General features: G+C 73.2%; 19 protein-coding genes, 1 tRNA gene and 2 pseudogenes. 17 read left to right on the top strand and 5 right to left on the bottom strand.

All coding sequences use genetic code 11. From position 1 onward, the window contains the following. Positions 1-70: 70 nt before the first annotated feature. Positions 71-1,090 carry a glutathione S-transferase family protein gene (locus V6V16_RS15835; RefSeq protein WP_334562829.1) on the bottom strand — a complete coding sequence of 340 codons (1,020 nt, stop codon included), beginning with the start codon at positions 1,088-1,090 and terminating at the stop codon, positions 71-73. 175 nt (positions 1,091-1,265) lie between these two features. On the opposite strand from V6V16_RS15835, the gene V6V16_RS15830 reads away from it, so the two are divergent. Then, a complete protein-coding gene (locus V6V16_RS15830; RefSeq protein WP_334562819.1) occupies positions 1,266-1,700 on the top strand; it encodes an ester cyclase in 435 nt (144 codons plus the stop codon). On the opposite strand, the gene V6V16_RS15825 is transcribed toward V6V16_RS15830, so the two are convergent. Then, entirely contained in the window at positions 1,681-1,884 is a 204-nt protein-coding gene (locus V6V16_RS15825) for a hypothetical protein (protein WP_334562817.1), read from the bottom strand. The genes V6V16_RS15830 and V6V16_RS15825 overlap by 20 nt on opposite strands. A gap of 277 nt (positions 1,885-2,161) precedes the next feature. Between V6V16_RS15825 and V6V16_RS15820 the strand changes: the two are divergent. The 8 genes and pseudogenes from V6V16_RS15820 to V6V16_RS15785 all read left to right on the top strand — a co-directional run. Then, positions 2,162-2,786, top strand: a pseudogene (locus V6V16_RS15820) (NuoI/complex I 23 kDa subunit family protein); the annotation flags it as partial. Next, positions 2,773-3,414: an NADH-quinone oxidoreductase subunit J family protein gene (locus tag V6V16_RS15815; protein ID WP_334562814.1), complete on the top strand. Its 642-nt coding sequence runs from the start codon at positions 2,773-2,775 to the stop codon at positions 3,412-3,414. The pseudogene V6V16_RS15820 and the gene V6V16_RS15815, both read left to right, overlap by 14 nt. Further along, the gene (gene nuoK, locus V6V16_RS15810; RefSeq protein WP_334562813.1) at positions 3,411-3,842 is read left to right on the top strand and encodes an NADH-quinone oxidoreductase subunit NuoK; all 432 of its coding nucleotides are present in this window, start codon (positions 3,411-3,413) and stop codon (positions 3,840-3,842) included. Before V6V16_RS15815 ends, nuoK begins: the two co-directional genes overlap by 4 nt. Continuing rightward, positions 3,839-5,776 (top strand): NADH-quinone oxidoreductase subunit 5 family protein, encoded by a 1,938-nt coding sequence (locus V6V16_RS15805; protein WP_334562811.1) that lies wholly within the window; start codon positions 3,839-3,841, stop codon positions 5,774-5,776. The genes nuoK and V6V16_RS15805 overlap by 4 nt, the downstream gene beginning before the upstream one ends. A 64-nt stretch (positions 5,777-5,840) precedes the next feature. Beyond that, positions 5,841-7,346 carry a complex I subunit 4 family protein gene (locus tag V6V16_RS15800; protein ID WP_334562808.1) on the top strand — a complete coding sequence of 502 codons (1,506 nt, stop codon included), beginning with the start codon at positions 5,841-5,843 and terminating at the stop codon, positions 7,344-7,346. 40 nt (positions 7,347-7,386) lie between these two features. After that, positions 7,387-8,979 (top strand): NADH-quinone oxidoreductase subunit N, encoded by a 1,593-nt coding sequence (locus V6V16_RS15795; RefSeq protein ID WP_334562805.1) that lies wholly within the window; start codon positions 7,387-7,389, stop codon positions 8,977-8,979. Positions 8,980-9,210: 231 nt separating this feature from the next. Beyond that, positions 9,211-10,086, top strand: coding sequence for a zinc metalloprotease HtpX (gene htpX, locus V6V16_RS15790; protein ID WP_334562804.1), 876 nt, complete (start codon positions 9,211-9,213; stop codon positions 10,084-10,086). Positions 10,087-10,227: 141 nt separating this feature from the next. After that, positions 10,228-11,487 carry an MFS transporter gene (locus V6V16_RS15785; protein WP_334562801.1) on the top strand — a complete coding sequence of 420 codons (1,260 nt, stop codon included), beginning with the start codon at positions 10,228-10,230 and terminating at the stop codon, positions 11,485-11,487. Positions 11,488-11,851: 364 nt separating this feature from the next. Here the strand turns inward: V6V16_RS15785 and V6V16_RS15780 are convergent, their stop codons facing one another. Then, positions 11,852-12,346, bottom strand: coding sequence for a YajQ family cyclic di-GMP-binding protein (locus tag V6V16_RS15780; RefSeq protein ID WP_334562800.1), 495 nt, complete (start codon positions 12,344-12,346; stop codon positions 11,852-11,854). 148 nt (positions 12,347-12,494) lie between these two features. Between V6V16_RS15780 and V6V16_RS15775 the strand changes: the two genes are divergently transcribed. From V6V16_RS15775 to V6V16_RS15760, 4 genes are all read left to right on the top strand, one after another. Then, positions 12,495-12,578, top strand: a tRNA-Tyr gene (locus tag V6V16_RS15775). A 404-nt stretch (positions 12,579-12,982) separates the two neighbouring features. Next, entirely contained in the window at positions 12,983-13,357 is a 375-nt protein-coding gene (locus tag V6V16_RS15770) for an ArsR/SmtB family transcription factor (protein WP_334562798.1), read from the top strand. Beyond that, positions 13,354-14,004 carry an SRPBCC family protein gene (locus V6V16_RS15765; protein WP_334562797.1) on the top strand — a complete coding sequence of 217 codons (651 nt, stop codon included), beginning with the start codon at positions 13,354-13,356 and terminating at the stop codon, positions 14,002-14,004. Before V6V16_RS15770 ends, V6V16_RS15765 begins: the two co-directional genes overlap by 4 nt. Beyond that, entirely contained in the window at positions 14,001-14,492 is a 492-nt protein-coding gene (locus V6V16_RS15760) for an SRPBCC family protein (protein WP_334562796.1), read from the top strand. The genes V6V16_RS15765 and V6V16_RS15760 overlap by 4 nt, the downstream gene beginning before the upstream one ends. 237 nt (positions 14,493-14,729) lie before the next feature. Here V6V16_RS15760 and V6V16_RS15755 read toward each other — a convergent pair whose 3' ends face one another. Both V6V16_RS15755 and V6V16_RS15750 read right to left on the bottom strand, forming a co-directional pair. Continuing rightward, complete coding sequence (locus V6V16_RS15755) at positions 14,730-15,125, bottom strand: hypothetical protein (RefSeq protein ID WP_334562795.1); 396 nt, start codon at positions 15,123-15,125, stop codon at positions 14,730-14,732. A gap of 298 nt (positions 15,126-15,423) precedes the next feature. Further along, on the bottom strand, positions 15,424-15,570 hold the full coding sequence (locus tag V6V16_RS15750) for a hypothetical protein (RefSeq protein WP_334562794.1): 147 nt from the start codon (positions 15,568-15,570) through the stop codon (positions 15,424-15,426). A 70-nt stretch (positions 15,571-15,640) separates the two neighbouring features. Between V6V16_RS15750 and V6V16_RS15745 the strand changes: the two genes are divergently transcribed. The 4 genes and pseudogenes from V6V16_RS15745 (at position 15,641) to V6V16_RS15730 (ending at position 20,248) form a co-directional block, all read left to right on the top strand. Continuing rightward, positions 15,641-16,408 carry a DUF3558 family protein gene (locus V6V16_RS15745; protein ID WP_334562793.1) on the top strand — a complete coding sequence of 256 codons (768 nt, stop codon included), beginning with the start codon at positions 15,641-15,643 and terminating at the stop codon, positions 16,406-16,408. A 111-nt stretch (positions 16,409-16,519) separates the two neighbouring features. After that, entirely contained in the window at positions 16,520-17,068 is a 549-nt protein-coding gene (locus tag V6V16_RS15740) for a GNAT family N-acetyltransferase (RefSeq protein WP_334562792.1), read from the top strand. A 393-nt stretch (positions 17,069-17,461) separates the two neighbouring features. Next, complete coding sequence (locus V6V16_RS15735; protein ID WP_334562791.1) at positions 17,462-17,659, top strand: hypothetical protein; 198 nt, start codon at positions 17,462-17,464, stop codon at positions 17,657-17,659. A 61-nt stretch (positions 17,660-17,720) separates the two neighbouring features. Further along, a pseudogene (locus V6V16_RS15730) lies at positions 17,721-20,248 on the top strand (putative bifunctional diguanylate cyclase/phosphodiesterase). Positions 20,249-20,271: the final 23 nt, after the last annotated feature.

Raw genomic sequence — 20,271 nt, 5'->3', positions numbered from 1 at the left:
GCGTGGGGCGTGGGGCGTGGGGCGTGGGGCGTGGGGCGTGGGGCGTGGGGCGTGGGGCGTGGGGCGTGGGTCAGGGGATGGGGGTGTGGGCGGGGTCGACGCGCTCGGCCGGTGGGGGCGGCGGGGGCGGGGTGCCGTCGCCGAAGGGGCGGCCGCCGAGGGACTCCCGGTCGTGCGGGGTGAGCCAGTTGGCAAGGTCGGGGCCGAGCGGCACGATCCCGGTCGGGTTGATGTCGCGGTGCACCTCGTAGTAGTGCCGCTTGATGTGGTCGAAATCGATCGTGTCGCCGAAACCCGGGGTCTGGAACAGGTCCCGGGCGTACGCCCAGAGCACCGGCATCTCGGTCAGCTTGCTCCGGTTGCACTTGAAGTGGCCGTGGTAGACCGGGTCGAAGCGGACCAGCGTGGTGAAGAGTCGCACGTCCGCCTCGGTGATGGTGTCCCCGACCAGGTAGCGCTGCCCGGCCAGCCGCTCGCTCAGCCAGTCCAGCCGGTCGAAGAGCCGGTGGTACGCCTTCTCGTACGCCTGCTGGTCGCCGGCGAAGCCGCACCGGTAGACGCCGTTGTTGACGTCCCGGAACAGCACCGCGCTCACCTCGTCGATCTCGTCGCGCAGGCGCTGCGGGTAGAGGTCGGGCGCGCCCTCGCGGTGGTACGCCGTCCACTCCGTGGAGAGATCCAGGCTCATCCGCCCGAAGTCGTTGGTGACCACCTGCCCGGACGGCACGTCCACCAGCGCCGGTACGGTGATGCCCCGCTCGTAGCCGGGGAAGCGGGCGAAGTACGCCTCGGCCAGGCGCTCGATGCCGAGCACCGGGTCGCGCCCGTCGGGATCGAGATCGAACGTCCAGCTCCGCTTGTCGTGGGTCGGGCCGGCCACCGCCAGCGAGATCGCGTCCTCCAGCCCGAGCAGGCGCCGGACGATGATCAGCCGGTTCGCCCAGGGGCAGGCGCGGCTGACCGCCAGGCGGTACCGGCCGGGCTCCACGGGCCAGCCGTCCCGGGCGTCGGCGGTGATCCGGGTGGCGATGTAGCGCTGGTCCCGGGTGAACTCGCCGCCCGGCTCGACGTACCTGCCCCCGGTGCGCATCAGCACCTCGTCGCCGCTGGTCGCCGTGCCGCCGCCCGCCGTGCCGCGCTCGGTCGTGTCCTCCACGTCCGCCCCCTCCGCCGTCGCCTCCGCTCGTCCCATCATGGCGGCTGAACCGCCGTCGGGCGCGCCGAGTGCCGACCTCCACCGTGCGGCGGGCGGTTAGGCTGCCGCGGTGACCGATGTGGAGGCGGCGACCCGGCGCCTCATCGCCGACGTGTGGAACGCCCGGCGGGAGGAGTCCGCGTACGAGCTGGTGTCGCCGGAGTGCCCGGGGCTGGGCGGGGCCGGCCCGGAGGCGACGCTGGCGTGGCACCGGGAGCGCCGCGCGGCCTTCCCCGACCTGCGCTACAAGATCGTGGATGTGGTGGCCGCCGGGGACCGGGTGGCCGTGCACTGGCGGGCGGCCGGGACCCACGCCGGGCCGTTCGGGCCGGTGCCGCCGACCGGGCAGGTGGTCAGCTACTCGGGGGCGAGCTTCCTGCGCTTCGACGACGCGGGCCGGATCGTCGACGTGTGGAGCTGCAACGAGCTGTTCCAGCTCCTTCAGCAGCTCGGCGTCGAGATGCTCCCGCCCGCGGCCGGCGGGCTCAGCGGGACCGGGGCGTGATCCTGCCGGGCGGTATGTCGATCTCCCACGGCTCGGGGACGACGCCGTCGGTCATCCGGGCCTGCTCGACGTGGACCCGCTTGGCCGGGTCGAGCTTGTGGGCGTGCACGACGCTCCCCGACCCGGTCTCGATCCGCCAGAAGTAGGGGATGTCCGCCTCGGCGTAGAGCGCGGGCTTGAGCACCCGGTCGAGGCTCCGCGACCATGAGGCGGCCGGCGATGGACTGGTGGAGTCGCGTGGGGGAGGGCGACACGATGAGGTTTCCGTCCAGGAGTTCGTGGCGGCGGCCGTCGTCGGGCAGTCGGTCGAGGCCGTCGACCGGCCACCCGCCCGGCGGCGGATGGCCGCCCCGCGGCGCGGCGGTCATGGCGAGCCCTTTCCGGTGGGTCGTTCTCCCCGGGGCAAGGTACCGCCGCCGACCCCCGGGTGGTGGTCGCGCGCGCCGCGGCCACAGGGCAGGATGGTCGGCATGACCGACCGCAGCGAGCGCAGCGAGCCGGGCGGCGCCGGCGGAGACCGTGGCCTGCCCGGCGCGGGCCTGGTGAAGGGGCTCGCGGTCACGTTGAAGACGATGACGCGCCGCTCGACCACCCAGCAGTACCCGGACGTCGCCCCCGAGCTGCCGCCCCGCTCGCGCGGGGTGATCGCGCTGCTGGAGGAGAACTGCACGGTCTGCATGCTCTGCGCCCGGGAGTGTCCCGACTGGTGCATCTACATCGACTCGCACAAGGAGGAGGTGGCGGTGCCCGGCGCCGCCCGCCCCCGCCAGCGCAACGTGCTCGACAAGTTCGACATCGACTTCTCGCTCTGCATGTACTGCGGCATCTGCGTGGAGGTCTGCCCCTTCGACGCCCTCTACTGGTCGCCGGAGTTCGAATACTCCGAGTACGACATCAAGGACCTGCTGCACGACAAGGACCACCTCGGGCAGTGGATGGGCACCGTACCGCCGCCGCCCGCGCACGACCCGAACGGTGAGCCGGCGAAGGAGGAGACCGCCGCCGCGCGCAAGGCCGCGGTCCCGGCCGCGCCCGCCGCCCCGGCCGTACGCCCCGAGCCCGAGGCCGGCGCATGACCGGTGCGGACGCGCTGCTGCTCGCCCTCGGCGCGGTGGCGGTCGGTTCGGGGACGCTGGTGGTGGCGACGCGCCACCTTGTCCGGGCCGGCCTCTACCTGGTGGTCTGCCTCGGCGCGCTGGCGGGGATGTACCTGGTGCTCACCGCCGAGCTGGTGGCCTGGGTGCAGGTGCTGATCTACGTCGGCGCGGTGGTGGTGCTGCTGCTCTTCGCGGTGATGCTCACCCGCGCCCCGATCGGCGCCTCCGACGACCTGGACCGGCCGGGCTGGGCCGCGGCGTTGATCGGCGGGGGCACGGGGCTCGGGCTGGCCGCCCTGCTGGTCGACGCCTACCGCTGGACGGCCGTCGAGCTGCCCGACGCCGGCACCGCGGAACGCCTGGGCGACCAGATCTTCACCGGCTGGGTGCTCCCCTTCGAGGTGCTCTCGGTGCTGCTGCTCTCCGCCCTGGTCGGAGCCATCGTGCTCTCCCGGCCCGACATCGGCCGGGCGAAGGCCGACGAGCCCGACGCCGGCCGGGCGAGGGCCGCCGGGTCGGGCACCGGCCGGGCGAACGCCGCCGGCCAGGGCGTCGGCCCGTCCGGGACGGCGGCCACCGGCGGGGGTCCGGTCGACGACGGCGGGCGGGCGCGGTGAGACCCGTCATCCCGTACGTCACCGCCGCCCTGCTGTTCGGCCTCGGCGTCTACGGCGTGCTGCGCCGGCGCAACGCGGTACTGGTGCTGATGGCCGTCGAGCTGATGCTCAACGCGGTCAACCTGATCCTGGTCACCGCCGACACCACCGTGCGCGCCGGGCTGCCGCACGGCGGGCAGGTCTTCGCGCTCTTCGTGATCGTGCTGGCCGCCGCCGAGATCGGGGTCGGCCTGGCGATCGTGCTCCAGCTCTACCGGCTCCGGGCCACCGTCGCCGTCGACGAGGTGCCGCTCACCGAGCGGCCCGGGCACGCGCCGGCCGGAAGCCCGGCCGGTTCGACCCCGGCGCAGGGCGCCGCCGGGACGCAAGCCCGGTCCCCGGCCGAGGCGCGGTCCGGTTCCGCCGACCGCCCGGAGGGGGAGCGGTGAGCACGACGACCCTGCTCGGCGTACTGCTGCCGGCCGTACCGCTGGTCGCGGGCCTGCTCGGCCTGCTGCTGCCGCCCTCCCCGCGCGGCGCCGGGACGGACGGGGGCCCGGCCCGGCGGGTCGCGATCGCGCTCGGCGTGGCCGGCGCGGCCGGTGCGCTGGCGCTTGCCGTCGCCCTGCTGGTCACCCTCGACCGGCCGGCCGAGGCGTCCACCACCTGGGTCGACCTGGGCGGGCTGACGGTCAGCCTCGGGGTGCGGCTGGATTCAGCCGCCGCCCTGGTCGCCGTGGCGGTCGCCGCGGTGGCCCTGGCCGTGCAGGTCTACTCGATCGGCTACCTGCGTCGGGGCCCGCACGACGACGTCGACACCGACCACCGCTACCCGCCGTACGCGGCGCAGATCAGCCTCTTCACCGCCGCCATGCTGCTGGTGGTGGTCGCCGGCGACCTGATCCTGCTGCTGGTCGGCTGGGAGGTGATGGGCGTCTGCTCCTACCTGCTCATCGCCCACGACCGCCGGCTGCCCGAGGCGCCGGCCGCCGCGATGAAGGCGTTCCTGGTGACCCGGGTCGGCGACGTCGGCTTCCTGCTCGGCATCGCGCTGCTCGGCGTCTCGGCCGGCAGCTTCCGGATCGCCGACGTGCTCGCCCACGACCACGCGGCCGGCACGCTGACCGCCGCCTGCCTGCTGCTGCTCGCCGGGGTGGCCGGCAAGAGCGCCCAGTTCCCGCTGCACACCTGGCTGCCGGACGCGATGGCTGGCCCGACGCCGATCTCGGCGCTGATCCACGCCGCCACGATGGTCGCCGCCGGCGTGTACGCCGTGACCCGCCTCTACCCGCTGTTCGAGGCGGCCCCCGTCGCGCTGGCGGTGCTCGGCGTGCTGGGCTCGGTCACCCTGCTGCTGGGCGCGTTCGCCGCCACCGCGCAGGACGACCTCAAGCGGGTGCTGGCCTGGTCGACGGTCTCCCAGATCGGCTACATGACCGGCGCGCTCGCCGTCGGCTCCCCGCCGGCCGCGCTGTTCCACCTGCTCACCCACGCCGCCTTCAAGGCGCTGCTCTTCCTCGCCGCCGGCGCGGTGATCCACGCGGTCGGCACCACGCTGATGTCGCGGATGGGCGGGCTGCGCCGGGGCATGCCGGTCACCTTCTGGTGCACGGTCGTAGGGCTGGGCGCCCTGGCGGGGGTGCCGCCGCTGTCGGGCTTCTGGAGCAAGGACGGCGTGCTCACCGTCGCCGGGGACGCCGCCCGGCACGGGACCGGCCCGGCCCCGTCCTGGGTCGGCTGGCTGGTCTGGCTGGCCGGGCTGCTCGGCGTCGCGGTCACCGCCTGGTACGCGACCCGCCTGCTGCTGCGCACCTTCTTCGGCGAGATCCGGCTCCCGCTGGCCCACCCGCACGACCCGCCCGCCGTGATGCGTTGGCCGCTGCTGCTGCTCGCCGTGCCGGCGGCCCTGCTCGGTCTCGCCGGCTTCGTCCAGTCCTTCGCCCGCCGGCTGCTGCAGACGCCCACCTCCGGCGCGCCGGCCGAGGAGCACCTGCTGATCCACGTCGGCCCGGAACTGCTGCTGCCGCTGGCGCTGCTGGCCGCCGGGGCGGGGCTGGCCTGGCTGCGCTGGCGGCGGGACCCGGCCGCCGACCCGGCGACCGCGCTGGGTCCGCTGCGGCCGGTCCTCGCCGCCGCGTTCCGGCTCGACGACGTCCAGCGCGCCCTGGTCGTACGCCCGACGAAGGCGCTCGCCCGCGCGACGCGTACCGCCGACGAGGTGGTGGTGGACGGCGCGGTCGAGGGCAGCGGCCGGGCCGCGTACGGCCTCGGCGGCGGCCTGGCGGCGCTGCACCGCGCGGCGCTGCCGCGCGCGGCGGTCGGGGTGCTGGCCGGGGCGCTGCTGATCGGCCTCGCGGCCGTCCTGGTCGGAGTCTCCGCATGAGCGGCGTGAGCGCGAGGAGTGAGCCGGGGTTGCGGGCCCCGCAGTCGCGAACCGAGGTGGCGCGTTGAGGTACGGGGAGTTCCTGCTGGTGGCGGTGCTGGCGCTGCCGGCGCTCGGCGCGCTGGCGGTGGCGGCGACGCCCCGGGACCGGGCGGCCCGGGCGCTCGGCACGGCCGTCGCCGCGCTGACCCTGGTGGCCGCCGGGCTGCTCTTCCTCGGTGACCGCGGCTGGAGCGCCTACGCGGCCGGCACCCCCGCCGTGCGCCCCTGGCACCGGCTCGACCTGCCCTGGGTGCCCGGCCTCGACCTGCGCTTCCATCTCGGGGTGGACGGCATCTCCTGGCCGCTGGTCGTGCTGACCGCCCTGCTCACCCTGCTCTGCTGCGGCTACACCATGTGGCGCGTCCCCGACGGCGGCAGCGGCCGGGCGCTGGTCGCGCTGCTGCTGGCCGTCGAGGTCGGCATCCTCGGCACGTTCCTCGCCCTCGACCTCGTGCTCTTCTTCGTCTTCTTCGAGGTCGTCCTGCTCCCGATGTACGCGATCATCGCCGGCTGGGGCGGCGCGGAGCGGCGGCGGGCGGCGGCGAAGTTCGCCCTCTACACGCTGCTCGGCTCGGTGCTGCTGCTGGTCGGCGTCTACGTGGTGGTGGCCGCCGCCGGGACGGCCGACGTGGTGGCGCTGACCGGCGGTACGGGGCTGTCCCGGGGGACCCAGCTCACCGCGTTCACGCTGCTCGCGCTGGCCTTCGCGGTGAAGAGCCCGCTCTGGCCGCTGCACTCCTGGCTGCCCGACGCGCACACCCAGGCGCCCACCGTCGGCAGCGTCGTCCTCGCCGGGGTGCTGCTCAAGATGGGCACGTACGGGCTGATCCGCATCGCCGTCGGGGTGGCCCCGGAGGGCGCCCGCTGGGCCGCCCCGGTGCTCGGCGTGCTGGCCGTGGCGGCGATCCTGGTCGGGTCGCTGGTCTGCCTCGCGCAGCGCGAGCTGAAGCGGCTGATCGCGTACTCCAGCGTCGGGCACATGGGTTTCGTGCTGCTCGGCGTCGCCACGCTCACCGCCACCGGCATCCAGGCGGCCCTGATCGGCAACGTCGCACACGGGGTGATCACCGGCCTGCTCTTCTTCCTCGCCGGTGCCGTCAAGGACCGTACGCACACCGGGTCGCTTGACGAGCTCTCCGGGCTGCGGGAGACCGCCCCCCGGCTCGCCGGGCTGCTCGGCTTCGCCGCCGTCGCCTCGCTCGGCCTGCCCGGGCTGGCCGGCTTCTGGGGCGAGGCGTTCGCGGTGGTCGCCGCCGTCGAGGCCGGCGGGGCGCTCTGGACCACCCTCGGCGTGCTGGCCGCGATCGGCGGGGCGCTCACGGCCGCGTACCTGCTGCGGCTGCTGCGCAGGGTGACGCACGGGCGGCCCAGCCCGGCGGTCGGGCGGCTCGACCCCGGCCTGGCGGGCGTGGAGGTGGCCGCGTGGGCGCCGCTGGTGCTGCTCGCCCTCGCGGTCGGGCTGGCGCCGACCCTGGTGCTCGGCGTCGCGGAGGCCCCCGTCGACGCCCTGGTGGAGGTGCTGCGGTGAGCGGGACGGGCCGACGGCACGGAGACGGCGGGGTGTCGGGATGAGCGTGGTGCAGAGCGTCGACAACGTGGCGCTGCTCCCGGCGTACCTGGCGGCCGGCACGGCCGTGCTGGTGCTGCTGGCCGACCTGCTGGTGGCGCGCGCCCGGGTCACGCTCGCCACGGCCGCCGTCGGCGCGGCGGCCACGGCGCTCGGCGCGGTCCTGGTCGGCGGCGGGCGGCGGACGTTCTGCGTCGGCCCCGACTGCTCGTACGTCTTCGGCGGTCGGGCCGCCCTGGTCGCCGTCGTCGTCGCCCTGCTCACCCTCGGCGTGCTCGCGCTCTCCGGGCCGTTGCTCAGGGCGGGGCAGTCGCCGACGGGGGAGTACTGCTTCCTGCTCGCCTGCTCGATGACGGGCGGCGTGGTGCTCGGCGCGGCCGGCGACCTGATCACCCTGATCGTGGCGCTGGAGACGCTCACCCTGCCGCTCTACGTGCTCGTCGGGCTGCGCCGGGGCAGCCTGGCCAGCGCCGAGGCGGCCGTCACCTTCTTCGTGGTCAGCGTCGTCGCCACCACGCTGACCCTGCTGGGGGCGGCGCTGCTCTACGCGGCCACCGGCGGGCTGCACCTGGGCCGCATCGGCGCGATCCTCGCCGACCGGCCGGAGCTGCTGGACCTGCCGCTGACCACCGCCGCCGTGGCGCTGGTGGTGCTGGGGCTGGCGTTCAAGGTGGCGGCGGTGCCGTTCCACGCCTGGGCGCCGGCCACGTACGACGGCGCGCCGCTGCCGGTGGCGGCGTACCTCTCCACCGCCTCGAAGCTGGGCGGCGTGGTGGCCCTGCTCGCCGTCGTGCAGCACGCGCTGCCGGCCGACGTGACCGGCCCGGTGCTCGCCCTGCTCGCGGTGCTGACGATGACCGTCGGCAACCTGGTGGCGCTGCGCCAGCGGCGTACGGTGCGGCTGCTCGCCTGGTCCTCGGTCGCCCAGGCCGGCTACATCCTCGCCCCGCTCGGCGCGCTGGCGCTGGCCTCGGGGCGCACCGCCGACGCCCGCACCGCCGCGTACGCGGCCGCCGTCGCGTACGCCGTCTTCTTCGTGGTGCTGGAGCTGGCGGCCTTCGCGGGGGTGGTGGCGCTGCGTCCGGCGGGCGCGGACGGCGGCACCGTCGACGACCTGCGCGGGGCGGCCCGGCGGCACCCGTGGCGGGCGGCGGCGCTGGGGCTGGCACTGGTCGGGCTCGCCGGCCTGCCGCCGGGCCTGGCGGGCCTCTTCGCCAAGGTGACCGTGGTCCGTTCGCTGCTGGACGGCGGCGCCGGCTGGCTCGCCGCGGTGGTCGCCGTGAACGCGGTGATCGGTCTCGCCTACTACCTGCGCCTCACCGCCGCCCTCTGGGCCGCGCCGACCGCCGAGCGGGCCCTGCCGGCCGGGACGGCCGCCGTACCGGCCGCCGGACGGGCGGTCCCGGCCGGTGCGGATGCCGGGTCGGCGGTCCCGTCGGGCCCGGAGGCCGGTCCGCTCGCCACCTCCGGGGCCACCTCGGCCGTGCCGCCCGTGCGGGCCCGGACGATCGGCCTGGTGCTCGCCGTGGCGACGGCGGTGGGTCTGGTGCTCGGCTTCGCGCCGCAGCTCCTGCTCGACGCCGCCGCCCGCTGAGCGCCGCTCCCCGGCGGTCGTCGCCCGGCACGGCGCTGCCTGCCCGGGCGGTCGGGACGGCTCCGGGCGGCGCCTCCCGGCGGTCGGTTTCCCGGTCCGCGGCGCGGTAGGCATCGACGGGCATCCCGGACATCTCAGGCAACTCACAGCCATTAGACGGATGGCTGGCGGGTACCGGGTTGTTGAACCGGTCAGCGGATCCCGCGCGATTCGTGCACCGAAGGAGTGATCGTGCACCACAACCGTCTGAAGACCGCCGCGCTGCTAGGCCTGCTCACCTCGCTGATCCTGGCGGTGGGCTACTGGTTCGGCGGCAGCGGCGGCCTGGTCATCGCCGTCGTCCTGTCGCTGGTGATGAACGGCGTCACCTACTTCTACTCCGACAAGCTCGCGCTGCGCTCGATGCGGGCGCAACCGGTCACCGAGGCACAGTTCCCCGAGCTTTACCGGATGGTCCGCGAGCTGGCCACCGAGGCCGGGCAGCCGATGCCACGCCTCTACCTGAGCCCGACGTCGCAGCCCAACGCGTTCGCGACCGGGCGGAACCCGCAGCACGCGGCCGTCTGCGTCACGCAGGGCATCACCGAGATCCTCGACTACCGCGAGCTGCGCGGGGTGATCGGCCACGAACTGTCGCACGTCTACAACCGGGACATCCTCATCTCCAGCGTGGCGGCCGGTCTCGCCGGCATCATCACCATGCTGGCCAACCTCGCCTGGTTCATCCCGCTGGGCGGTGGCGACGACGAGGATTCCCCGAACCCGGCCGTGCTGCTGCTCACCATCATCCTGGGCCCGATCGCGGCCACCGTCATCCAGCTGGCCATCAGCCGCAGCCGGGAGTTCCAGGCGGACGCCTCGGGCGCCAAGCTCACCCGGGACCCGCTGGCCCTGGCCAGTGCCCTGCGGAAGATCCACATGGGTACCCGGACCCGGCCGCTGCCGGCCCAGGGGCAGCTCACCAGCACCGCCCACCTGATGATCGACAACCCGTTCCGGGGCGGCGGCGTGGCCGCGCTCTTCTCCACCCACCCGAAGATGGAGGAGCGGGTCGCGCGGCTGGAGCGGATGGCCGCGAACAGCGGCCCGGTCCAGTTCCGGCGCTGAGGCCCTGATCACCTTTCCGCCCGTGTCCGCCCGCCGGACACGGGCGGAACTGCGGTTGGGCGCGTGGACGGTTTTTCCGGAGCGGCGCGCGGCGTTAGGGTCGGAAGGTTCCCCGCTCGTTACATCCCCTGGAGGTCGACCGTGGCCGCACTGCGCCAGTACCTGGGCGTCTGGCGGATCCCGGGAGCGCCGATGCTGCTGCTCATCGGCATCATCGGCCGGCTCGGGATCGGTATGACGCCGCTGGCGCTGCTGCTGGTCGTCGAGCAGAACACCGGGCGCTACTCGCTGGCGGCCGTCGCCGGCGGCATCTACGCCCTCGCCGGCGCCGCGCTCAGCCCCGTGGCCGGCCGGATCGCCGACCGGATCGGCCCGAGCCCGGTGCTCGTCGGCACCGCTGTCGCCCACCCGGTCGCCCTGCTCGGCCTGCTCTGGGCCGCCCGCGCCGACGGCGGCGGCCTGGCACTGGTCTTCGTGGCGTCCGGGGTCGCCGGAGCCACCTATCCGCCGCTGACCGCCGCGATCCGGGGCGCCTGGAACGACCTCACCTCGCCCGCGTCCGGCCGGTGGCAGCTGCGCAACACCGCCCTCGCCGCCGAGACCACCCTCTTCGAGATCGTCTTCGTGCTCGGCCCGCTGCTGGTCGCCGGCTTCATCCTGGTCGCCGACGCCGGGGCCGCCCTCGTCGGCGCGGCCGTGGTGACCCTCTTCGGCACCCTCGCGGTGGCCCTCGGCCGGGTGATGCGCGGCTGGCGGCCGCACCCGCGCGAGCACCACACCAGGGGGCTCGGGCCGCTGCGCGTACCCGGCTTCCCGGCGCTGCTGCTCTGCGTCGCCAGCCTCGGCATCGCCTTCGGCGCGGCCGGCGTGACCGTGCCGGCGTTCGCCACCGCCTACACCTCCGACGACCCCGACAGCCTCGCCGGCGTGCTGCTGGCCGTCTGGGGGGTCGGCAGCGCCGCGGGCGGCTTCTGGTTCGGCGTACGCAAGCCGGCCCGGAACATGACCCGGCAGTTCTCGCTGCTGCTCGGCGCCGTGGCCGCCAGCTTCGCGGTGTTCGCCGTGATGCCCACCCCGGTGGCGCTGGGCACGGCCCTGGTGGTCGGTGGCGCCACGATCGCGCCGGCGCTCACCCTGGAGAACACCCTGGTCGGCAGGATCTCCCCGACCAGCATGCTGAACGAGGCGTACACCTGGGTGGTGACCATGTCGGTGGGGGCCAGCGCCGCCGGCGGCGCGGTCGCCGGTCTGATCGTCGACCACGGCGGCGGCGTGCCCTGGGCGTTCGTCTTCGCCGGCGCCGCGGTCGCCGTCGGGGCCGGGGTCGCGGCCCTGCCCGCCGGGCCCATCGCCACCGCGGAGGCCCGGGCGGTACGCACCGAGGAACTGCTGCCGGCCTGACGCTCCGCTACCCGCCCACGGTTCTCGCCGCGGTGGCGGGGTATCTCCCTGCCATGTTCCTCTTCTTCTCGAACCGGGCGGGTTGCCTCGGTTCCCTGCTGATCAGCGCGATCCTGACGGTGGTCCTGCTCCTCCTGTTCGCCGGCTGACCGCGCGCCGCCCGTGCCCGGTCCGGCGACCCGCCGCGCGCTGCCGCGGCGCCTCGTACGCCGGTCGCCGCCGCGCCGACGGCCGCCCGTCGGTGCCCGGGGCGGGCAACGACGAGAGCGGGCGGGCCGCCGCGGCGCGTCGAGCGTCAGACCAGCTGACGGACGACGAGCGCCGGCGACGGCCCGCGGCGTCCCAGACGGCGTACGGGCGCGCGTTACCGGTAGTTGGTGAACTGGAGGGCGACGCCGAAGTCATCGCCCTTGAGCAGCGCGATGACGGCCTGGAGGTCGTCCTTCTTCTTGCCGGTGACCCGGAGCTGGTCGCCCTGGATCTGGGCCTGGACGCCCTTGGGGCCCTCGTCGCGGATCTTCTTGCTGATCGCCTTGGCCTTGTCCGAGTCGATCCCCTGGATCACCTTGCAGTCGATCTTGAAGGTCTTCCCCGACGAGCGCGGGTCGCCGGCGTCCAGCGACTTCATGGAGATGTTCCGCTTGATCAGCTTCTCCTTGAAGACCTCCAGCGCCGCCCGCACCCGCTCCTCGGTCTCGGCCTGGAGGCTGATCGCCTCCTCGCCCGACCAGGAGATCTCGGCGCCGGTGCCCCGGAAGTCGAACCGCGTCGCGAGCTCCTTCTCCGCCTGGCGGAGCGCGTTGTCGACCTCCTGACGGTCGACCTTGCTCACGATGTCGAACGACGGGTTCGCTGCCATGCTCATGCTCCTGCTGTCCGGCGGTCTGTGGTCCTTCGTCCCCCGCTGACCAGCGGTACGACCCCCTGACGGTACCCGGTTGCGCCGGTGCGGGGGTGAGCCGCTATCCTTGCTTCCGCCGCCGCGTTGCGACGCGGTGGGGTGCCCTGGCGGGTTGCCCGAGCGGCCAATGGGAGCGGACTGTAAATCCGTCGCGAAAGCTACAGAGGTTCGAATCCTCTACCCGCCACCAGGTGCGATTACGGCCGGCCCTGTGAGCAGCGGAAACGCTGACACAGGGCCGTTCTCGTGGGTCCGGCGGAGTCCAGCTGGATCCGGTGGTCTGTGAGCCTCCACGGGAACACGACGGGAACGTGATCCGGGAAGTGAGCCGTGGCTCGGGCTCCTCGTGCACCTGTGGTGAGCGTGACGCGTGGTTGCGGCGTCGTTCCCCTCATCGACCACCTGGCCCCCGCCGGGTCGGGACGCCCTCCCGGGTGACAGCACGCGGTGGCCATGTCGGCCTCACCTGACACCGGGAGTCGGTCTCGGTCAACTCCGGCATCGGTGAGACGTATCGGATGTCGATGGCGTCGACACCGCAGGGCGGAATGCCGGCCATGGCTTATATAAGACATGCCTGGTACGATCCTCGCCGTGCACGCATTCGACATCCTCGGTGACCCGGTGCGCCGGCGCATTCTCGAGCTGCTCGCCGACGGTGAGCAGACCTCGGGCGCGATCACGGAGGTGATTCGGGCCGAGTTCGCACTGTCCCAGCCGGCTGTCTCCCAGCATCTGCGCGTTCTGCGTGAGAGCGGATTCGCGTCGGTCCGGGCTGAGGGGGCCCGCCGGTTCTACGCCGTCGACCCCTCGCCGCTGAGCGAGGTTGACGTGTGGTTGGACCGGTTTCGCGGGTTCTGGGATCAGCGGCTCGATGCCCTGGGAACTGAACTGGCCCGCGGCAGACGCGCATCCCGGACCTCAGGTGTCGGCAAGGCCCGATCCACCAACGGAAGGAACATGACATGAAGGACGTACTGGACGAACTGGCCGCTGTGCGCCGGACGATGGGCGCAGCGACCCTGCCCGCCGGAGAGGCGTACACGATGGAGTTGCGGCGTCACTACGACGCGCCGGTCGACGACGTGTGGAACGCCATCACCGACCCCGAGCGACTGGGCCGCTGGTTGAAGTCGGTCACCGGGGACCTGCGGCTCGGCGGGTCGTTCGAGCTGGACGGCGGTGAGCACGGCGAGATCCTCCGGTGCGACCCGCCGCGGCGACTGCGGGTGTCCTGGCTCTTTGGACCGGAGGCCGACGAGTGGCCGGGTACGAGCGAGGTCGAGGTGCGCCTGTCCCCGGGCCCTGCCGGGGGCACGGAGCTCGAACTGGTCCATGCGGCGGCCGTCGGGGAGCCCATGTTCCCGACCTACGGCCCCGGTGCCGGCGGCGTGGGCTGGGACCTGCATCTCCTCACCCTGGCCCGGTTCCTGGCCGACGGCGAGACCCTCGACCACGAGGAGTTCCGGAACTTGCCCGAGGGGCGCGAGTTCGCTCGGCGCAGCGCCGTGGCATGGGGCGAAGCTCACCTGGCCGCCGGCGGCAATCCGGCTCAGGTGGCGTCTGCGGTCGAGGCCACCACCGCGTTCTACGCCCCCGGACAGAACGCTCGATGAAGTACACCACCTCGATCGAGATCGGCCTGCCACGCGAGAAGGTGGTCCAGCTGGTCGCCGACCCGGCGCACATGCCGAAGTGGCTGCGCGGCCTGGTACTGCACGAGCCGGTAGACGGGGTGCACGGCCAGGTCGGCACCACCTCGCGAGTCGTGTTTCAAATGGGGAAGCAGAGGATGGAGGCCACCGAGACCATCACGCGCCTGGAACCTGCAGACCTGCACGCCATCCCCAGTTCGGTCGTCGTGCACTACGACCGCGAGATCGTCGGCGAGGGCATGTGGCAGGCCCAGCGCGACCGGATCATCGACGCCGGTCCGGACACGACGCTGTGGGAGAGCGAGAGCGAGTTCCGGTTCGACGGGTTGCTGATGCGGCTGATGGGGCGTCTGATGCCCGGCACCTTCCGGAAGCAGTCCCGGCAGCACATGCAGGACTTCAAGGCGTTCGCCGAACAGGGGACGGACGTCCGCCAAGGGACGAACTGATCTGTCGCAGTCAGCGACGGCCATCGCCCCCGGCGATGGCCCGATTCTTGGAGCGCCCCGTTACGGGATCTTGGGGCGTGACCATCATCTAGCACTCGCGTTCTCACGGCCCGGTTCTTGGTGAGCGCTCCCATCCGGGTGTCAGCTCACCGCCGCGATCGAGCTGCTCATCGCCCACGACACGTGGCTGTACGACCCGGCGCTGCGTACGTCAGGTGCCGGTGCGGCTGTCAGGGCTCAGACGATGTCGAAGATGTCGAGGACCGTCCGGCGCGGGCTGTGTGGTGGGATGAGCAACGACGACAATGGGCCGAGGACGAGACCGGCGACTCCCGCCACAGCCCCGATCACGAGCGGTGCGCTCTCGTTCCGGTCCACGGCGGCGACCGCCGTGGCTACGCCCCAGGCGGCGAGGTATCCGCATGGCGTGGTCAACAGCGCCGGCCAGAGGCGACCGCTGCCCGCGACCACCGTCATGATGAGCACCACGCCGACGGCGCCGATGCCGGCGGTAACCGGGTACAGGTCGTGCTGGACACCACCTACGATCGCGGCACAGATCGCCACGGCGGCCGGCACGATGAGCACGAAGGTCACCAGGACGACCAGGAAGTTCCCGAGGCGGGTCCGCATGGTTCCAGGAGACTAGTGCCAGGGCGCAAGGGTGCCCGCCGCGGGGACGGTCACGGTCTCAGGGGCGGAATCGTCTCGATGGCAGCTCCCAACCACCCACCCTGTCCGCACCTTCGTATTGCTGTTCGCAGCTTCCCCTCCAAGCGCGGGAGGGCCCCTCATGGTCGGCCCTCACGGCGCAACTGACTCGGGTCCACGGCACAAGCCGGCCCGCGGTCGTGAATCGCCGGCCAACTCCGGTGCCTCCCACGCTGCGCGACAGGTCGCGTGCCGAACGCTACCTTGCAGGCATGGTCCGTCACGCCTTCCGCACCACGGCACCGCTGTTGCTTCTCGCGACGATGCTCTCCGTGTCCAGCTGCGCGAGCGAGCCGCCCCCGGCGACGCCGCCCACGCAGGTGATCCCCTCCGCCGGAGTCCCACGCAGCAGCGGTATCACGGTCACGCCGGAGCAACTGTCGGGTTCGGACCCGTGTGGGCTGCTGAGATCAACGGCCCTGTCGAGGTTCGGTCGGGTGTCGACCGAGATGGGTTGGCAGTACACCACCTGCCAGGGGACCATCAGCCTGACCGATGGCGGTGCCGCCATGGTGAGCAGCGAGTTCAGGTTCAAGCCGCACGAGGGGACGCCCCTGACGCCAGCCGACCGGAACGGCGTCACGGTCTACGGCGCGCCGGGGGACTCGAACGGATGCAGCCGCCACGTCGTCGTCTCCGACCACGCCACCGTCACCGTCATCGCGAGCCTGGCCCAGGGTCCCGATCTTCTCTGCGCCATCGCGGACGCCGCCATCGACGGGATGCTGCCTCAACTGACGCGGGGCGAACTGCAACCGCTCGTCCTGCCTCCGGACTCGCTCGGCAGGCAGGACGCCTGTCGCCTGCTCGATCACACCGAGGTCCGGCGGATGGCCGGCATCGACGCCCGCCAGGTCCACCCCTCCTTCAACGGTCAGGGCTGCGAGTGGAGCACCGGCGCGGAGCGCGGTCCGAGCGTGCTCGTGTCGTTCCGGCGGGCGCCGCAGCCCAAGATCGATGAAGGCACCGACCGCGCGATCAACATCGACGGGCGTACGGCCATCGTCGACACGTGGGTCGGCGGCGCCCTCAAGCTCCCGAGCTGCGAGGTCCAGATCGCGCACCGGCCGCTGGAGCGCCCCACCTCGACCAGCACGGTCGAGCAACTGAGCGTGAGCGTCTACACCGAGGCGCCCGAGGAGTCGAACTGCGCACCCGCGACCGAACTCGCCACCGCGGCCCTGGGCCGGCTGCCACGGGGCTGACGTCGAGCCGGCCACCCGCGATCCGGCGCGGGGAGTCCCGCTGCCAGAGCGAGCTCCGGCTGGCCGCGCGGGGCCATGGGACGGTGGGGCAGGTGGCTGGCGGGTGAACGGATGACGAGCGAGGCGGGCGCGTCGCCGATCAGGACGAAGCGGCTCGTCCTGCGCGAGGTCCGTACGGCCGACCTGGCCGTGCTCGAGCGGATGTGGCGCGACCCGGTGATGCGGCGGCACCTCGGCGGCCCGTTGACCGACGAGGCGGTGGCCGCGCGGCGGGCGGGTGACCAGACAGGCGGGCTGATGGTGACGACGAGCTCCGGAACGGCCGTCGGCTGGTGTCACCTTGGCCGGTACCGGACGGGGGACGTCGAGCTGTCGTACGTCTTCCTTCCCGAATGGTGGGGTCGGGGGTACGCCCGGGAGGCGTGTGCGGCGGCCGTCGGACCGGCCTTCGACCTGTTCCCCGACGTCGCCCGGCTGGTCGCCGTCACCCAGGAGTCGAACGTCCGGTCGGTCCGTCTCCTGGAAGCCATCGGCATGGTCCGGGTCGACGCGTTCGAGGAGTTCGGCGCGGGCCAGGCGATGTACGCCATCCGTCGCCCGGGCGCGGAGCGCGGTGCGTGGGCAGGCGGTGGTGGTCGGGGCCCGTCGGATCAGATGTGAGTTCAGCCCCGGTCGGCGCGTCTCGGGATGATCGATTTCGATGAACCCTGGCGTAGTGGCGTAAAGCAGGTATGGTGGTCGATGTCCAACTTGCCATCCGAGTGGTCCGACACCACCAGACTAATCACGCAGGGTAACGGATCGAGGGATTCGGGGACCGTTTCCTGACCTCGATCGAATTGCACTGAAGGTCGCAATCCGCAATGTGCGAAGCGCATGGTGACCGCTCAGCCCCGTGATCAGGCCTCGGTCGAGGCGACCCCTGGGCCGAACGGCGGAACCTCGCCGACGCATCGGGTCAGCGGTGTACGCACCGCTTTTCTGGACACCTGCCGTGTGGCACGATCGTGGAACCTCCACCATCCCCGTGACACTTCCCCGACAGGAGCAAACATGTCTGGTCGAAAGCTGGGCCGACTGCGTGGCTCGCTCCTCGTGCTCGCCGCCGCCGCACTCGTCGGCCTCTTCGACGCCAGCGGTGCCCTCGGCACGGAGGACCTGATCTGGACCAGCGGGGATCTCATCTGGACCGCCGGGGACCTGATCTGGACCGTGCGTCCGGAGGACGCCCTCGCCGGCGGCGGGCGCTGAGTCCTGCTCCGTGACGTCGCCGGCCTGACCGGCGGAGGCCGGACAGGCCAAAGGGAGCGGCATGCCGCAGCGTGATCACAAGCGACGCCCGTCGACGCAGCACGCCTGGTTCATCACCGGACCGCTGGCGTTCTTCGCCATCACCTGCTCCACCCTGACCAGCCTCGTCGCCGACCGGGCACTCGGGGAGTGGTGGCTGGCGGCCGCGCTGCTGGGCGCGATGATCGGCCTCGGCATGCCGGTCCTGAACTTCGTCGTCCGGCGGCAGTCGTTCGGCGTCACGCTGACCGAGATCCCCCTCGTCGTCGCCTTCTTCGTCCTGCCCCCGGTCACCGTGGTGGTCATCTACACGGTGGCGTCGGCGGTGACCCAGACCAGGCACCGCTTCGCGCCGGCGAAGTTCTGGTTCAACGTCGCGAAGGCGGCGGCCGGGACGTCCCTCGCCGGGCTCGTGTTGCAGGCGCTGCCCCCCATGCGCGGCGTCGGACCGGGCACCTGGGCCACCCTCTTCGCGGCCGTCGCCGCGGTCTTCCTCGTCAGCCTCGCGGGCGTCGTGGGCGTGCACACCCTGTTGCAGGGGTGGCAGGCCGGGCGCGACGCGCTGCGTTCCGTTCCGCCCGGGATGCTCACCGCCGCGATCAACGTGTGCCTGGGCCTGATCGTCCTGATCGCGGTCACCGTGACGTGGTGGTCGGTGGCGCTGCTGGCGGCGCTGGGCGCGGCGCTCATCCTGATCTACCGGTCGTACGCGCAGTTCTTCCGCCAGCACCGCACGCTCGCGGAGATGTACGACCTGACCCGCGCCATCGCGGAACGGGGCCAGGACGGCACGCTCGTCGACGCGCTCCTCGGCCGGGTGCGCGCCCTCATGCAGGCCGAGTACGCCACGCTCTGGCTGCCGGCCCAGGGTCGGCACCCGGAGGTCCTGCTCACCGCCCGGGTGGACGACCCGGGGCTGCTGGACGTCGTGCCGACCCCGCCGGCCCTGCGCGACCAGGCGGCGAAGGAGGGGCGCACCGTCGCCGTCGGCCGGGCGTTCGAGGGCGGGCAGGCGGCCCGCCGCGCGCTGAACGACGGCAAGATCAAGGACGTCATCGTGGTGCCGCTCCGTTCCGGCCAGGCCGTGATCGGCACGCTGGAGGTGGCGAACCGGCTCAGCGACGTCGGTCACTTCACGAGCAGCGACCTGCCCGTCTTCGAGACGGTGGCGGCGCACGCCGCGGTGGCGCTGGAGAACTCGCGGCTGGTGGACCGGCTGCGGCACGACGCGTACCACGACGCGCTGACCAAGCTGCCCAACCGCCGGCGGATCACCGGCGCGCTGGAGGAGGCCGTCAAGATCCGGGCGCCGGGCGAGGTCGTGGCCCTGCTGCTGTTCGACGTCGACCGGCTGCGTCAGGTGACGAGTCGCTCGGGCACGCCGCCGGCGACAAGGTCCTGGTGGAGGTCGCCGACCGGCTGCGCTCCTGCGTACCCTCGTCGGCGCTGGTCGGCCGGGCTGGCGGGGACGAGTTCCTGGTGACGCTGCGGCTGGAGAGCGCCGAAGCGGCGACGGAGCTGGCCGCGCAGCTGCGCGAGCAGATCCGCGACGAGATGGTCTTCGACGCCCTCACCCTCGACGTGGACACGGCGGTCGGCGTCGCAGTGCACCCCGACCACGGCAGTGACGCCGCCTCCCTGCTGCAACGGGTGGATCTGGCGGCGACGGCGGCCAAGTCCGTGCCGGGGAGCGTGCAGCTGTTCAGCCCGGTGCTGGAGTCCCGGTCGCTGCGGCGGCTCGGCCTCGCCGGCGACCTGCGGCGCGCGCTCGACGAGGGGGAGCTGGAGGTCTACTTCCAGCCCAAGGTCACGCTGCGCGACCGTCGGCTCGTCGGCGTGGAGTGCCTGGCCCGCTGGGAGCATCCCGCGCACGGCACGGTCGCCCCGGAGGACTTCGTGGCGGTGGCCGAGCACACCGGCCAGCTCGGCCGGTTCACCGAGTTCGTGCTCCGGGAGGGGCTGCGGCGCAGCCGGGACTGGACGCACGCCGGCCAGCCGCTCGCCGTCGCGGTCAACCTCTCCGCCCGTACGCTCACCGACCAGCACTTCCCGGCCCGGGTGGGGGAGCTGCTCGACGAGTACGGCGTACCGCCGCAGCTGCTCACGCTGGAGATCAAGGAGGCCGGGGTGCTGGACGGCACCGACCGGCCCATCCCGACCCTGCGGCGGCTGCGGGATCTCGGGGTACGCCTGTCGGTGGACGACTTCGGCACGGGCGACTCCTCCCTGGCCCACCTGCGCCGGCTGCCGGTGCACGAGGTGAAGGTCGACCGCTCCTTCGTGCAGGGCATGGCGACGGACCCGGGCGACCTGGCGATCGTCAACGCGGTGGTCACCCTCTCCCAGCAGTTCGGGCTGGCCGTCGTCGCCGAGGGTGTGGAGAGCGAGCTGACCCTGGAGCTGCTGCAGGACATCGGCTGCGAGATCGGCCAGGGCTTCCTGTTCAGCCGCCCACTGCCGTACGAGCGGCTGGAGGCCTGGTTCGGCGCCCAGGTGGACCCGGAGACGATCTCCCCGGGGGAGCTGCCCCGGCTGCGGGTCGTGCCCTGATCTGCGGCAACGCGCGGGTGGGG

The organism is Micromonospora sp. CPCC 205561, from assembly GCF_036906775.1.
Taxonomy (GTDB): Bacteria; Actinomycetota; Actinomycetes; order Mycobacteriales; family Micromonosporaceae; genus Micromonospora.
This window is presented reverse-complemented; position numbering and strand designations above follow the sequence as displayed.